Below are 15,375 nucleotides of genomic sequence, written 5' to 3' on the forward strand. Positions count from 1 at the left end.
GATGGAGTCGTGGTGGGAAATCTGTCGGCAAGTTGGCAATGATGGGCTGAGAGAACGCCAAGATGGGGTCAAATCCCGAAAATCGCCTGTCAACGCCTGTCGTCTGGGAGGCGAGTACATCATTCCTGCCGATGCCCCTCGCCCTACCTATGCCAGTCAGTGCCAGGCCTTCAGCTGCGCCCAGAAAGACCATCCCCAACTAAAAATCCCCCAATCGCAAGTCTGGCAGCAAGCGCTCAAACCCTTGGAGACCGTATGGGTGGCCATGTATCGACGAGGATTTGGTTTTCCTCGCTTTAGGAAAAAAGGGCGATTTCGCTCCTTTGTTTTCCCCCAAGTGAAGGAACCCTGTATCGAAGGGAATCAAATCGACCTTCCGAAAATCGGGAAACTACGGTTTTTCAAGTCTCGCGCCCTTCCCGAGAGCTTCGTGGTTAAGCAAGTACGAGTCCTGAAAAGAGCGAGTGGGTACTATATCATTTTATCCCTGCCAGCGGATGTCGAAGTTCCCCAACCACCTATGAGTGAGCATGCCATTGGATTGGATATGGGTAAGATGAGCTATTTGGCACCCAGCGAGGGTGAATTAATTGACAACCCACAATTGTTCGTGAAGGCTTCCGGCAAGCTAAAATCACTGCGACAAAAGCTCAAACGAAAGCAAAAGAGTTCCAGACGTTGGCACTTGATTCAACATCCCATCGCCAAATTGTACGAACATGTAACCAAATCTCGAAAAGACTTTTTCTTAAAGTGGGCTCACCATTTGTGCCACCAAGCTGACAGGATTTTTGCCGAGGCATTGAATTTAAAAGCTCTTGGGCGAAGTCAGCTAGGCAAATTTTGTCTCGATGCGGCTTGGGGCGAGTTTCTATGCTTCGGCGTAGCTCAGCACAAGTCCATTTTGTCTTGGGTTGGTTTCAAGCGTAGCAAATACTTTGCCAAAAAGGACTCATTTTTGCTCCCACTGCGGCGATCGAACCCATCGAGACGTAGCAGCAGCACAAGTGGTCTGGAATCGAGGTATCGATCGAGGTATCGCAAGTACGTCCCCCACAGGGCGGAAAAAAGCTCGTTGAGGGTTCCTGTCGCCAGGGATGGACTAGCTCATAGCGAATCCATCTAGGCACACCCCATGAAGCGAGAATTTCACGAATAGAATTCGTGAGAGTGTCAAAGACCGAGTAGCGCCATTTTGCCAAAATTCAGCTATGTTTGCTTCAACTCCCTGCCTGAAAGACTTTTTATTTGCAGCCCCCAGCCTCCCTGCCTCTGTGACAGTTGCCGAGCTGCGATCGCAGTTCAGTCAGGGAACGTGCGAACGCATAGCCGTGGTGGATGCCCAAGAAAAGCCCATTGGTTTCATTGCCCTAGCCCGATATTTTGCCTGGTGGCAGGGGAACTCGGACTCGGACGCCACCAACGGTCCTCACTCCCGGCAAAGCAGCGATTCTCCTTTCTCCTTCAGAAACGCCTCGCGAACGGAGATGCTTCGCGAACGTGCTCCCCAACCCCCCCCACCATCGAGACCCCGCCAGCCGGAACATCGGCAACCCGCCACCGACTCCTACAGCCAATCCCACTCGGCTGTAGCCGTAGCTGACCACACCATCGGAGCATTAAACCTCCTGGAAGAAGTAGAAACCTTGCCAGCGCACTTGAGCGTGGAACAGCTTTGCCAGCATCCAGGCTACCGCCACCAACTTGCCCGCGCCCAGCAAACCCCCTGCCTGTTGGTAGATGGCGAGGGCAAATACCTGGGATGGTTGGACTTGCCTGCTTTAACCGCATTTCTCGCCCAATCTTCCCCCACCTCCTCTGGTAGCCCCCCAGCGCGCCCAAATTGGCGTTCCTTTTTTGAAGAGCTGCCCATTCCCATCATTTGGCCCGGGCAGGATAGCCGCAACTGGCTGGCCAACCAAGCCTGGCGAGAGCAAATTGGCACCTTAGAATCCGCCGAATCCATCAAGCAAGAAGTTCTCTCCTTACTATTTTCCAGCCACAGCGACACCAACCGCACCGCTTCTGCCTGGCAAGACCGAGATAGTCCCGCCTCCCACCATCAAGTCGAAATTTGGAAACAAGAACCCCCGCCGCAAACCCAGCACTGTCGCCTCACGAAAAACAGCCATGCTACTGCTTCAAGGTCGGTCGGTGCCAGTAGCCTCCTGCCAAGCTGCATTTGCGTTTGCTCCCAGAAAACCGGCGAAGAACAAATTCTCCGCTTTGTCAAACTTAACCAGCCCCACACAGACGAAACGAACGCGCCAGGCAACCAGCAAGCCACCGCAGCGACCCAAATGCCCCATTGCTTGGTCATGGCGCAAGACGTAACCGAACAAGAACATCTCTGGCAAGAACTAGCCGCCAAAAATCGCGACCTGGTCCATCTCAACCGCCTCAAAGACGAATTCCTCTCCTGCATCAGTCACGAGCTCAAAACCCCTCTCACCGCCGTTTTGGGACTCTCCAGCCTGTTAAAAGAACAAACCCTCGGTCAGCTCAACGAAAGACAACTGCGCTACGCCAAACTCATTTACCGCAGCGGTCGGCATTTGATGGGTGTGGTTAACGATATTTTAGATTTAACTCGCCTGGAAACCGCCCAGCTAGACCTCAATCCCGAGCCCGTCTCGGTACGTCAAATCTGCGAGCGCGCCATCGAACAAGCCAAACAAGCCTACAGAGAATACCAAGACGACCAAACCGGCACCTCTGGTGACAATGGGGAAACCAGCGATCCCACCAGCCAGATGCCAGTCAGTTTGGAAATCGAACCGGGATTGGATACCATCGTCGCCGACGAACTGCGCCTGCGGCAAATGCTGTGCTACCTACTCACCAACGCCTACAAATTCACCCTCGGTGGCAACACCGACGCTTCTACAACCGAGGTAGGGGAACTTCACGAAACAACTGCGTTGAGCGACGCCGAAACGCCGCCTACCGAACCACGCATTGGCTTGCGCGTCAAACGTCGGGCTGGCTGGATTGCCTTCAGCGTGTGGGATACGGGCATTGGCATTCCCGAAGACAAACAGCATTTAATTTTCCAAAAATTCCAACAAATTGAAAATCCCCTCACCCGGCAATTTGAAGGAGCAGGTTTGGGTTTGGTGCTGACCCAACGTCTGACGCGACTGCACGGTGGCGAAATTTCCTTTATTTCCAAAGAAGGGGAAGGCAGCGAATTTACCCTGCTGCTCCCTCCCGTTCCCCCCGCCGGTGGCGATTCGGCAGCGAGTACCGCCCCCCTTACCGACCATGGAGAAAATGCTTGTGTGGAGCGAAACCGAAACGCGTCCTCTGACTCTTCCCAAGCCAACACCAGGCAAACTTCTGTTAGTAGGGAGGTTTCGCGACCTGCCTCCGCCGTGCCCAGTGCCAACCAACTGTTGTTGCTGGTGGTCGATGCTTCCGGCAAAAACATCGAAGATTTCCACAATATTTTGCAATCCGCCAGCGAAGCCTATCAAGTTGCGATCGCGCGTTCGGGAACCGACGCCTTGGAAAAAGCCCGCCGCCTGCAACCGGGGTTAATTTTCCTCAATCCCCTCGTGCCGTTACTTTCCGGTTGGGATGTGCTTACCTTACTCAAATCCCAAGCCGACACCCGCCACATTCCGGTTGTCGTCACCGGCACCCAAGTAGAAAAAGAAAAATCGGCTCCCCTGGCGGATGGTTTCCTGCATTTGCCCTTCCAACAGGCAGCGGTGCAAGAAGTCTTGACCCAGTTTTTGGGGTCGCCTCCTCAAGCAGCAGAATCCCCCAAACTCACAGTTTTGCAGCTCAATATCGAAACCGACCGGCACAATTGGTCCGAACAGTTTCAAAAACAGCATCGCGATTGGCTCGATCGCATGAATGGGATTTTGCACCAACACGGCTGTCGGATTTTGGAAGCGGAAGATTTAGAACAGGCAGAAGTTTTAGGGCGTATTTGGCAACCCAACGCCGTATTGCTCATGCCATATTCTGCCAATAGCGATCGCAACCAAAGCGCCGCCGACAGTTCCAGCACTTCGTCGTCAAGTTCCCCTACAGATGGTGTAGAACGTTTCTTGCAACAGATGATGCAAATGTCGCCTTTGGATTCGCTGCCTCTGATTACCCTAGATAGCTATACCACCCAGGTAGCCAATCGGGTAGTAGCAGCCAACGAAAATACCAATATGCAAGTCTTTCCCTGTTTGGCAGCGGAAACGTTTGCCTCTGCCGCTGATGAAGGCAACGCAGCAACAACACAGCCAAGTAGCTTTCCCTTACCCGACCCCACCACCCTGCTGCAAGCCATTCAAGTTGCAGCCACCCAAAGCAACGACCGCCGTCAAATTGCCATTGCCGACTTAGCAGCATTTCAACTGCACTCAAATCAAGCATTTGCCGTGCGCACCTCCCCATCCCAGCAACAACTGCAAGCTTTGGTACAGTATTTGGACCAAGCCGGCTTTCAAGGCGCGATCGCCGATTGTTGGAAACAACTGTGGCAGCAATTGCAATGTGGCAGCGTCGATTTGCTAATTTTGCTGTCTCCCTGTCATTCTCTCCCCCAAGCTACCTACGATGCCCTGGCTTCCCTAGAACAGCTCCAGCACAAACCCCCAATTGTCCTTGCCGAAACCACCTCCCAACAGGATAGTACCACCCACACTTTCCTAGAAAAAATTAGCGATCGCATTTTATCAGTCACCGAAAGTGACCCCAGTACCCTCCTGGCAGAAGTCAAAAACTATTTGGGATGACCCCCATCAATTTGAATCGCTCAACCCAGGGGTTTCGACTTGACTCGCCTCCAGGTGATAGCGAACCAGGCGATAGTTTCCCAAACGGGCAACTTCCTCAATATTCCCCAAAGTAGGTGCCACATCTTCCACCCGGTCGGGATTGCCTAAAATCAAAACTGTTCGCGAAGCGTCTGGTACGGAGAAAGGCGAAGGTTGCTTTTGTTGTTGCTGCGTTTCGGCGTCGCTCAACCCAGGCGTTTCGGACTCGGTGAGAGTACGTTGTAAATAACGGTTAATTTTCTCCGGCACAGTAATAAATTTCACCGGCTGGCGGATGTAAAACACCAAACTGGGCTTTTCAAATCCCGTCATAATCACCCTTTCGTGGGGTTGGCGCACCTGCACGATAATTTCCGCCATTTGGCGAATCGGCTGCTGTCTGGCTTGGTCTACCACCTGCAACGCCGGGGTCAGCGTTAGCGCCACAAAAGCCGCAAATCCTAAAGCATTGGGCACCCACAACCAGCGCAGTCGCCGATACCACAGCAACCATCCCAGCAAAACAGCCGTCACCACCCAAACCACACCGCCGCGGGGAAGCACCCCAGACGCCGCCACCACTTCCCGTAAATTGGGGGCTGCGGGGTCGTAGCCAATAAAGCGATCGCCAACGAACAAAGCACCAGCTATTGCCAGCACCAACACCACATTCGCTATTGAGCTGTAAAATAAGCTGCGGTGGCAATTGTCAGCATCGGCAAACAGCAACCCCACCAAAATTGCTGCCCCACCCATCGCCGGCAAAATGTAGCTGGGCAGTTTGGTAGCCGCTGCCGAGAAAAACAGAAAAATCGCAGCCAGCCAGAAAAAAGCAAACAAACCGAACTGCCGGTGGCTTTCCTGACGCTGCCAAAACCGACGTTTCCAGAACTGAGTACGGGCGATCGCAGCCACCAAATAACTCGACCAAGGAGCAAACCCCAGTAAAATAACCGCCAAATAGAAATACCAAGGCGCTGCGTGGTCGTTCACCACATTCGTAAACCGTTCGATATTGTGGTAGCCAAAAAACTTTTCAATATAATCTTCTCCATGGGCACGAATCACTAAAACATACCAAGGTACAGATATAGCCAAGAAAATCGACATACCCACCAACGGGCGCAGCTGTCGCCAAAGCAGTTTTACCTTTCCCACATAAACTGCAAACGTCCCTACCACTAACATAGGCAGTACCATTCCCACCGGACCCTTCGCCAAAACCGCCAAAGCCATAAGCACGTAAAAAGTTAGATACCACCCCGTAAAACCACCTTCCTTTGTTTCGCCTTTCTCCTTAAGAGAAGCTTCGCGAATGTCCAGCGCCCAATCCTCTGAATTGCTCACATAGCCCAAAAAAAACGCCAGCAGCGCCCCACCAATGCAAGCACTCAGCAACATATCGGAAACGCCCAAGCGCCCCCAGAGGTAATTTTCCAGATTCAAACCAAAAGCCGCAGTAGCAACGATCGCTGCCAGTGGTGGGGTTTTGGGAAAGCAACGCTGGCGTTGAGCAACGTCAAAACGATGCAGGGTATAGAATAGAAAAACCATCAAAGCGATCGCGCTGAGGGCAGAAGGCAAGCGCGCCCCCCAAGCATTCACCCCCACCACCTGATACGCCCCAGCCATCAACCAGTAAATCAAAGGCGGCTTATCAAAACGCACCTCACCGCTAAAATGGGGCGTCACCCAATCCCCCGTTACCAGCATTTCCCGCGCTGCCTCCGCAAACAGGGGTTCCGTTTCGTCAATCAAACCAACGCTACCCAGTTGGTGAAGAAAAACCAGCCAGCCAAGAAAAACCAACCACAAAGCTATCCAAACCTGGGGATAGGTCCGTTCCTTGCGGTTGGTCTTCAAAAAAGCGCGTCCGAATTCTCGCCAGTGCTTCATGGAGGATTCCTAGATTTGGTCAGCTCAAGGGCAAACCTTATTGTACTAGAAACCCCCCATGCTTGCGCGAAGCGTCTGGTACGGAGAAAGGAGAATCGCTGGCGATTGCTGAAGTCGAACCCCGTAGGGATGCTTCACAAAATCTCCCTAGCTTTGACCGCCATTGTCTTCGTGGGTCACGAGAATCTTCTCAGCAATTTTGTCGGGAACCTCTTGCAGGTGGTCGAAAGCAGAGGCAAAATAACCCACTCCTAGCGTCAGCGATCGCAACTGAACGATCAAATTTTGCATCTCCACTTGGGGCAGATAAACTGAAATCTTATCCCACCCCTTCCAATCCATCACCGGTTCGTAGCCCATAATTTGACCGCGGCGAGTACCCACCAACTGCAACACATTGGACGTATACTCCTGTGGGGCAAACACATCTACCGCATACACCGGTTCCAGCAGCTGCGGTTGTGCCTTAGGCATCCCCTCAGTCATAGCCACCCGGGCAGCAAACTTAAACGCCTGTTCGGAACTATCCACCGAATGGTAGGACCCATCCGTCAGCGTCACCGCCACATCCACTACAGGAAAGCCCAACGGACCCTGTTGCAAATATTCCCGTACCCCCATTTCCACACCAGGAATGTACTGTTTGGGAACGGACCCCCCAACAATCGTTTCGCTAAATTGAAAGCCACTCCCCCTTTCCAGGGGCTTAATGTCCAAGTAAACATCGCCATACTGCCCGTGACCGCCGCTTTGGTGTTTGTAGCGACCGCGAATGCCGGATACCGGTTTGCGGATGGTTTCCCGGTAGGGCACCTGGGGAATGTGAGCATTGGTGGGCAACTTGTATTTTTGTTCTAGGCGTTCTTGGGTTACCTGTAAGTGAATTTCCCCTTGCCCCCAGAGAATAATTTCGTGGGTATCTTCGCGCTGTTCCACTTTTAAAGCAGGATCTTCCTCCGTAAGTTTGCTGAGGGCGCTACTGATTTTGACCTCATCCTTGCGATTGACAGGGGTAATGGCGATCGCATAAACCGGTTGCAGGGCATCCGCCTGGGGGAGTTGCGGGGCTTTTTTGTCCTCAGCCACCAGCACATCGCCGGTGTGTACGTCTTCCAAACGACCCAAAGCGATGGTTTCGCCGGCGTGGGCTTCATTCAGGGAAGTCTGCTGTTGTCCCATCAACCGGTACATACCATGCGATCGCACCCCATTGTTAAACGTCGTACTTTCGCTAATACTGCCCTGCCAAATCCGAACCAGCGACAGTTTGCCACCTTGCTGGGTATAGTAAGTTTTTAAAACTTGGGCTACTGGTTTGCTGTCGGACTTCAACCCCCGACGTTCGGCAGTAATGCTGGGGGCAGGGGATTCCTGCTTCAAAATATCCAACAGGGGGCGAACCCCGTAATCCTGTACGGCTATGCCGCACAAAACCGGCACAATGTAATCGGCGCTGAGTTCTTTTTTCAAATCGTCAATGACCTCTTTTTGGGAAGGTTCCACATCTTCGAGGAGTTCTTCCAACAAGCGATCGTCAAAATCTGCCAACCCTTCCAGCATTTCCTGGCGCGCCATATGTTCTTCCACCTCCAGGTCTTGGGGCAAAGGCACGAGATCGGCTGGGGCTTGTTCGTGGTAGTGGTAGGCTTGTTCGCGGATTAAGTCAATGTAGCCGATAATTTTTTCGTTTTGACCGATGGGATATTGCTGGGGCAGCAAAGGACGGGTGGAAACCTTATTGAGGGCGTGGAGGGTTTCCATGAACGCCTCGCCCACAGCCATCCCCTGACCGCTGAGGAGGTCCATCTTGTTAATAAAGACCAAGTGGGGAATTTGCCAGTCGTCTAGAAATTTAAACAGCGGGGCGAGGGTGATGGCCTTGTTTTTGTCCGGTTCGCAAACCACAACAGCGGCATCGACGCCGACCAGAGCATTGTAGGTTTCTTGGGCAAACTCGATGGACCCCGGACAATCAAGGAAGGTGAAGCGAATGTCCTCGTATTCGGTACCGGCGACGTTAACTTCGACTCCCATTTCGCGCGCTCGGGCTTGGGGATTGCTATCGCCGACGGTATTGCCTTGGGAAATACTGCCTTTGCGGGAAATGGCGTTGGTAACTGAAAGCAAACTTTCTAAAACGGTGGTTTTACCACTCCAATAGGGACCGACAATGGCAATATTGCGCCAGCGTTGGGCGTCTGGTTGAGTCATCGCAAACTCCTTTCTTTATGGATACACAGGGATATACAAGTTTTTTTTCGGTTGCTTCGACAGGTCCAGTACCAGGATTGCTAGAACCGTTCGGTTAAGATGGATAGCTATTTGGCGATCGCTCGCTTTCGACCGACTCAGCACAAGTTTTGGTTGCGCTCAATTGGGGAAATTTCCATCCAAAAACAATTCTCTTTTAACCAAAAGATTAACAAATCTAGGTTTTCCACAGCGGTTGGGGAAACTGAAGAAAATTTTAAATTCTGTTTTAGCGGGGGTTGGGGAAAGGTCTTTAAACGGACGAACCAACCCATCGGGAAGCAAAATACAACCGTTTGTAGCGTTGCTTGGGGAAGGCGATTTTTTCCCATTGACTGCTCCCTGTTCTAAAGAGGATGCTACGCGACGGGCTGAAGCCACGTTGTGTAGCTTTGATTTTGGGCTGGCATCCAAAATCGAATCCGAATGATACGAGTCAAAGCGCCCCTACACCCTCGGCTGAGAGTGTTTACCTGATCTCCAAATATTGGCTGCACCATTGCAATCGGCATTGATATACCAATTCCCATTTGTCCGATACAATCGGAGTTTCATTTGTTTTCCCTTAGAGCCCACTTCTCGGGTTTTTCACCGATGGACGGCAGGAAGTCACCCTCTAGAAAAGAAGCTTTGGATGTATAGGATGTCTCAGTCTCGATGAATTGAACCCCATACTGTTGGCAGAGTTGAGTAATACGATTATTGAGACGTGCAGTGAGAACGGGAACAAATTCCTGATTTTTCTTTTTTTATTGCACTTTTATTTGTTTTTGTCTATTTCAAGCAAAAATAATGACACCAAAAACGGAAAATCTGAATGTTAAGAATATCCCTAGAAAATTCAAAGCTTTTTATAAGCTGGGTAGAATAAAGAAGTCAAATGACGATTAATACCATTTCTGAAAAAAAACGATTGTCTGGAATTTCTCAATTGCCCTGGTAGGGGCGCTCACGCGTTGCGCCCCTACTCACGCTTTCCCGAAACGCTCGAGGAAGTCCTGAACCCTCTACCGAAAAACGATTACCCAGTTCTAGACAATCATTTTTTGTATCTGGTTGGCTAGGCTAAGTTTGAGATCGGAGTTTGGCAAGTATGATAAATTTACTTTTTTGGGCTGAAAACTTTCTCTAAAGCGAGTAGGGATGCTTCGCGAAGTGCCCCTACGTCTGTGACCCATCAATCTTTCTTTGAGAAGCTTTTACAGGAACGAATTCAGTCCTTAAAAAAACGAAAAGGGGCAAAAAAGTCAGAGTTTATTTCCTTTAGACTCTACCGCGATCGCATTAACAACAACCAAACGAATGTGGTGTCAAGGGTACCATCAAGTGAAACTTTTTGCCGGAGTAGAAAAAATTGAAATTCATTTTAGACAAGGATATGATGATAAGTATAGACAAGCCACGATTAACCAAACGCCTAAAAAAGCGTCGGTGCGATGGTTCGAGGTTTTGCATCTAAAGAAAGAATTCGTCAATTACAGCGAAAAGAAGATCGGTATTTTATTTTAAGAACAGACAATAAATTAATCTTAGAAATTCTAGAGAATTGCCATTTCTTATTAGTAACTGACAAGGATCTCGTAGAACGAAGACAGAATTTCATTTAACAACCAACTTATCAACCGAAGAAATAACGAATGTAAGAAATTGGAGGAATTTACCGGCAAAGATGGCAAAGATGGCAAAGATGGCAAATTGATTGATTATAGAAATTTTTAAAAATGCATCTAAACTTGGACCGATTGATAACCAAAAATCCCCATGGAATCCGCATCCAATTTTATAGTTTTTTTTTGATTGTCGATCTCCTCCTTACTTAGTAAAAAAAAACACTGAACGAATTGCGATATTTACAAGCCCAAATGTGTCAGAAAATCAGTTACATGCATTGGTGCCGCCAACTAGCTTATCCTTGGTAGGGGCGGGCAAGGTATAAGGTTGTCAGAACAGTTTTAGCCTTCCCGTGCCGACTCTATAAAAAAAGATAGGCTAAGCCTGTACACCTAGCCTATCTCTTACCAACCAAGTCAATCTGGTTTTATTCTATCGCGATCGCGTTCTTATTGAACAATCGTTCAGATATTGTCAGGGCACGTTTAAACAGGAAATCGGGGATGCTGTAACAATTCTTTATTTTTCTGCGTCCGTTTCCTGCTGATAGCAAAGGGATTCCCAGTTTTGCCAGTGGTTTTGGCAATGCCATCGGTACTTCATTCATGCGTTGTTGGTTGGTAGCCGTGGTTCAACTTAGACCATGATTGCCCTGGAGGCAGGTGCAACTTGGCTTCGGGACGCGATTTGTAGGTACGAACCGCCGCGATCGCCCGTGCAGTAAAATCGTAACCAAATTGAACTTCCCCATCCAAATGGGCAGGCATTTGCGGCATTTCTCCCAGCAAAACCTCTTTCAACGTGGCTGCCCAAATGTATTGGTACGCCGTTTCCGCCCCTGCCACCAACGCCTCCACATAACCAGAAGGGATAGGTTCGAGGGTTTTGACCTCCAAGGTTTGGTCTCCTTGTTGGGCGAAATAGCTAGCGACCCCCAACACCAAATAGTCGTCTGGGCTGACGTCGGGGGCATTGGGATAGGTAATTTTAGACATATGGCTGGTGTTGTCTCGTAATGTAGGACACCCTATTGCTAGCAGATTGGCGGGAAGCGATCGCTTTGGGTAACTTTTTTTAACCTTAAATTTTCCTAAAGTCCCTAAAGCAAAGGCGAGATTGGTTGGTACTGGGACAAATCCAGCTGCGCCAAACGTTCGTAGGCATTGTCAATAGCTGCCTTGCCGCGCAAAAATCCCGTACTAGCACCAGGACAAATATAGCGCAGGGTTTCCACCGTAAAGCGATCGCGGAGTTTTTCAATACTGCGCAGTTGAAACCGCCAGTGGAAAGTTTTGGCGCTGCGCAAGGGAACGGGATTGGTTTCCCGATCGGGGACCAAATGGCGTCCGGAAAACAAAATCCCCCCATAGGCGCTGTAATATAAACAAGAAGACCCGGGAGAATAGCCAGGGGTCCAGATAGCCGTTAGCCCCTCCGCCAAGGAAAATTCGTAGTGAAAAGGCATCACTTCCACATCCGGTAGCAAGTAGGCTTCCTGTTCTTGGACGACCACCGTACAGCCGGTGGCGCGGGTAATTTTTTCGGCAGCCCCCATGGCATCGCGGTTGGTCAAAAACAGCCAGTCGCAGCCTCCCAGATCGCGAACAAACGCCGTGGTTTCAGCATTCCAGGGAGGGGCGTCAATGAGAAGGTTGCCGCTGGTAGCGTTCGTGGGGACAGCGCCTACAATAAAATAAGCAGTTCCTCCCAACGTATCGCGATTGGGGGGAAAGGCATAAACACCGTCAAAAATGGCTCGTGGTTGCTTGGGCATAACATGACTTTAATTCTACTGATTCTTTTAGGTGCGATTACCTATTTTCTACTCAAACGGAACGTAGCGGGATTAACCACCACCCCGATTTGGTTGTTGTGGTTGGTAATTATGACTCCTGCCATCATCTGGACCGCCTGGTGGTTGTTCCACGGCGATGCGGATAGCATTCCTGTCATTTTCATTTTGCTCCCGTTGATTGTTTGTCCGATTTTATATGTATTTTTGATTCAGTGGGGACGAACCAATACCAACCACGGGCAAAACCACCCTTCTGAACCATCGGACTCATCGAGAACCAACCCATCTACCCAGGAAAACGCTACCAACGCCCAAGGCTTGCCCCTGGGGGTGGCGCGGTTCAAACCCCAGTCTTTGGAGGCGGAAGAGGAAAAACGCCTGCGGGACTGTTTTCCCTGGACGGATTACGTGTTAAAAGATTTGGAATATTTGCCTCAAGTTATTTTATGTCGCGGGCAGTTACGCAGCAATCCCGAAACCGCTTACCAAACCGTCCGCGATCGCATCGAACAGGCATTTGGCGATCGCTTTTTGGTGGTTTTCCAAGAAGGCAGCCAGGGCAAACCCCTATTTGTCCTCTTCCCCAATCCCTACAACCAAAGACAGCGATCGCATCCCCTCGCCGACAGCAAAAAGGGGCACCGTCCCATTTTAGCCCTTTCCCTACTTTTGATTACTCTGTTCACCACCACAGTGATGGGAACCAGCTTTGCCCTGGAGTTTGCCGGGCAAGAAGTAAGCAGTGAAGCTATGCAAGACCCCAGAAACTGGAATCTGGGATTGCCTTATGCGTTGTCTTTGATTTTTATCTTGGGCATGTACGAAGTAGGACATTACTTTAGTGCCCGATTTTGGCAAGTTTCCACAACGCTTCCCTATTTTATTCCTTTGCCTGGCTTTTTAGGAACCCTAGGGGCTTTTATTCAACTGCGCCAACTGGTCCCCCATCGCAAGTCTTTATTCGATATTAGCATTGCCGGCTTTTTGGCAGGGATGGCCGCCACCCTACCAGTTTTGCTGTGGGGATTGGCTCGCAGTACGGTGGTGGAGATGGGCGAAGCATCGGGGATGTTTAACTTAAACAGCCTCGACCCGCGTTTTTCCTTTTTATTTGTCTTGTTAAGTAAGCTCGCTTTGGGGAGCGAACTAACCGAAAATACGGCCATTCAAATGCATCCAGTTGCGATCGCGGGATATTTAGGCTTATTGCTCACCATTTTAAAACTCATGCCCGTGGGACAGCTCGACGGTGGGCGTCTCTTCCACGCCATGTACGGGCAGCGCAAAGCCATGGCGATCGCGCAAATTGTCCGTTTCTTAATGCTGATTCGAGCGCTGCTGGATAGTGCCTTTCTTTTATTTGCCATATTCTTATTTTTAATTCCCCTACAGGACAACCCAGCCCGCAACGACGTCAGTGAAATCGACAGCACCCGCGATCTCATCGGCTTTATCCCGCCCCTGGTTTTAGTCTTCATGTTGCTACCGCCGCCGGAGTTGGTCATGCAGTGGTTGAATCTATAGGTCTTCCAGAAAATGGAATCTATTCCATACAATAGAAAATACTATGCAATTGTTGTCCGGACAGCCCTCGTTTGTCCTTATGGAAAAACAGGAATTTATGAGCATTCATGTCATCGGTGCGGGATTGGCAGGAACAGAAGCCACTTGGCAAATTGCCCAAGCCGGCGTTCCCGTCATTTTGCACGAAATGCGTCCAGTGCGGAAAACACCAGCCCACCATACCGGCGAAGCGGCAGAACTGGTGTGCAGCAACTCCTTTGGTGCCAAATCCAGCGATCGCGCCGCCGGTCTGCTACACGAAGAATTGCGCCGCAACGGTTCCATCGTCATCGGCAAAGCCGACGAACACCAAGTTCCCGCCGGTGGTGCTTTGGCAGTAGACCGTGGTGTTTTCAGCCAGGAACTCACCCAAGCCTTAGAAAACCATCCCCTGGTGGAAAGACGCATCGAAGAAGTATTGCGCCTACCACCAGAAAATGAAATTACCGTTATAGCCACCGGTCCTTTAACCTCAGACAGCCTAGCCCAGGATTTGCAAGAATTTACCGGCATGGACTACATGAGCTTTTTTGACGCCGCCAGTCCCATTGTCGTGGGAGAATCCGTGAATCGGGATGTGGCGTTTTTGGCTTCCCGCTACGACAAAGGCGAGGCAGCCTACCTCAATTGTCCCATGAATCGGGAAGAATACCTGCAATTCTGGCAAGCCCTTTGCGAAGGGGAACAGGTAGAACTCAAGGATTTTGAACGGGAACATGCCCAATTCTTTGAAGGCTGCCTGCCCATCGAAGAAATGGCCCGCCGTGGCGAGGATACCATGCGCTACGGACCTTTGAAACCCGTGGGATTGACCGATCCGCGTACTGGGGAACGTCCCTATGCTGTAGTTCAGTTGCGCCAGGAAGACAAAGCCGGTCAGCTGTGGAACATGGTCGGTTTCCAAACCAACTTGCGCATGAAAGAACAAAAACGCATTTTCCGTATGATTCCCGGGTTGGAAAACGCCGAATTTGTGCGTTTGGGGGTCATGCACCGCAATACGTTTATTAACTCCCCGCAACTGTTATATCCCACTCTCCAGTTTCGCCAGCGTTCCACGTTGCTGGCGGCGGGTCAGTTAATTGGTACGGAAGGCTATGCCTGTGCTGCTGCTGGCGGCTGGCTGGCAGGAACCAATGCGGCGCGGTTGTACCAAGGGTTGGATGCAGTGAGTTTGCCGGAAACTACCATGATGGGGGCGCTGTTTGACTTTATTAGTTCCGCGCAGCCGAAGTATTTCCAACCTATGCCACCTAATTTTGGGATTTTGCCCCAGTTTCCCAAGAAGATTCGCAACAAGCGGGAACGCTATGCTGCCTATCGCGATCGCTCTTTGAAGGATCTAGACACTTGGCACCAGGAAGTCTTGGGTCAACCAGTTCCCCAAGTTAGCGAAATGCCAGGCTAGGTAAAGACTAACCTAATCACTGGACAAAAATCGACATTCGTGTTGATTGCGTTCGGTTAGTCCAGCCTTGGTCTCGTAGCAGACTCCGT

Annotated in this window: 8 protein-coding genes; 4 read left to right on the plus strand and 4 right to left on the minus strand. The window is 50.5% G+C overall.

What is annotated here, in order from left to right:
- Position 1 precedes the first annotated feature (1 nt).
- Positions 2-1,126 carry an RNA-guided endonuclease TnpB family protein gene (locus tag AS151_RS22940; protein WP_071518710.1) on the plus strand — a complete coding sequence of 375 codons (1,125 nt, stop codon included), beginning with the start codon at positions 2-4 and terminating at the stop codon, positions 1,124-1,126.
- Positions 1,127-1,211: 85 nt separating this feature from the next.
- A complete protein-coding gene (locus tag AS151_RS19350; protein ID WP_071518711.1) occupies positions 1,212-4,742 on the plus strand; it encodes a hybrid sensor histidine kinase/response regulator in 3,531 nt (1,176 codons plus the stop codon).
- Positions 4,743-4,748: 6 nt separating this feature from the next.
- On the opposite strand, the gene AS151_RS19355 is transcribed toward AS151_RS19350, so the two are convergent.
- From AS151_RS19355 to AS151_RS19385, 4 genes are all read right to left on the minus strand, one after another.
- Positions 4,749-6,659 (minus strand): glycosyltransferase family 39 protein, encoded by a 1,911-nt coding sequence (locus tag AS151_RS19355; protein WP_071518712.1) that lies wholly within the window; start codon positions 6,657-6,659, stop codon positions 4,749-4,751.
- A gap of 147 nt (positions 6,660-6,806) precedes the next feature.
- A complete protein-coding gene (locus tag AS151_RS19360) occupies positions 6,807-8,870 on the minus strand; it encodes an elongation factor G (protein WP_071518713.1) in 2,064 nt (687 codons plus the stop codon).
- Positions 8,871-11,119: 2,249 nt separating this feature from the next.
- Positions 11,120-11,515 (minus strand): hypothetical protein, encoded by a 396-nt coding sequence (locus tag AS151_RS19380; protein ID WP_071518717.1) that lies wholly within the window; start codon positions 11,513-11,515, stop codon positions 11,120-11,122.
- A 104-nt stretch (positions 11,516-11,619) separates the two neighbouring features.
- Positions 11,620-12,294 carry an MBL fold metallo-hydrolase gene (locus AS151_RS19385; RefSeq protein ID WP_071518718.1) on the minus strand — a complete coding sequence of 225 codons (675 nt, stop codon included), beginning with the start codon at positions 12,292-12,294 and terminating at the stop codon, positions 11,620-11,622.
- Positions 12,295-12,297: 3 nt separating this feature from the next.
- Between AS151_RS19385 and AS151_RS19390 the strand changes: the two genes are divergently transcribed.
- Positions 12,298-13,839, plus strand: a complete 1,542-nt coding sequence (locus AS151_RS19390; RefSeq protein ID WP_071518719.1) for a site-2 protease family protein — start codon at positions 12,298-12,300, stop codon at positions 13,837-13,839.
- 43 nt (positions 13,840-13,882) lie between these two features.
- Positions 13,883-15,286 carry an FADH(2)-oxidizing methylenetetrahydrofolate--tRNA-(uracil(54)-C(5))-methyltransferase TrmFO gene (gene trmFO / locus AS151_RS19395; protein WP_343327448.1) on the plus strand — a complete coding sequence of 468 codons (1,404 nt, stop codon included), beginning with the start codon at positions 13,883-13,885 and terminating at the stop codon, positions 15,284-15,286.
- Positions 15,287-15,375: the final 89 nt, after the last annotated feature.

This window comes from Geitlerinema sp. PCC 9228, from assembly GCF_001870905.1.
Taxonomy (GTDB): Bacteria; Cyanobacteriota; Cyanobacteriia; order Cyanobacteriales; family PCC-9228; genus PCC-9228.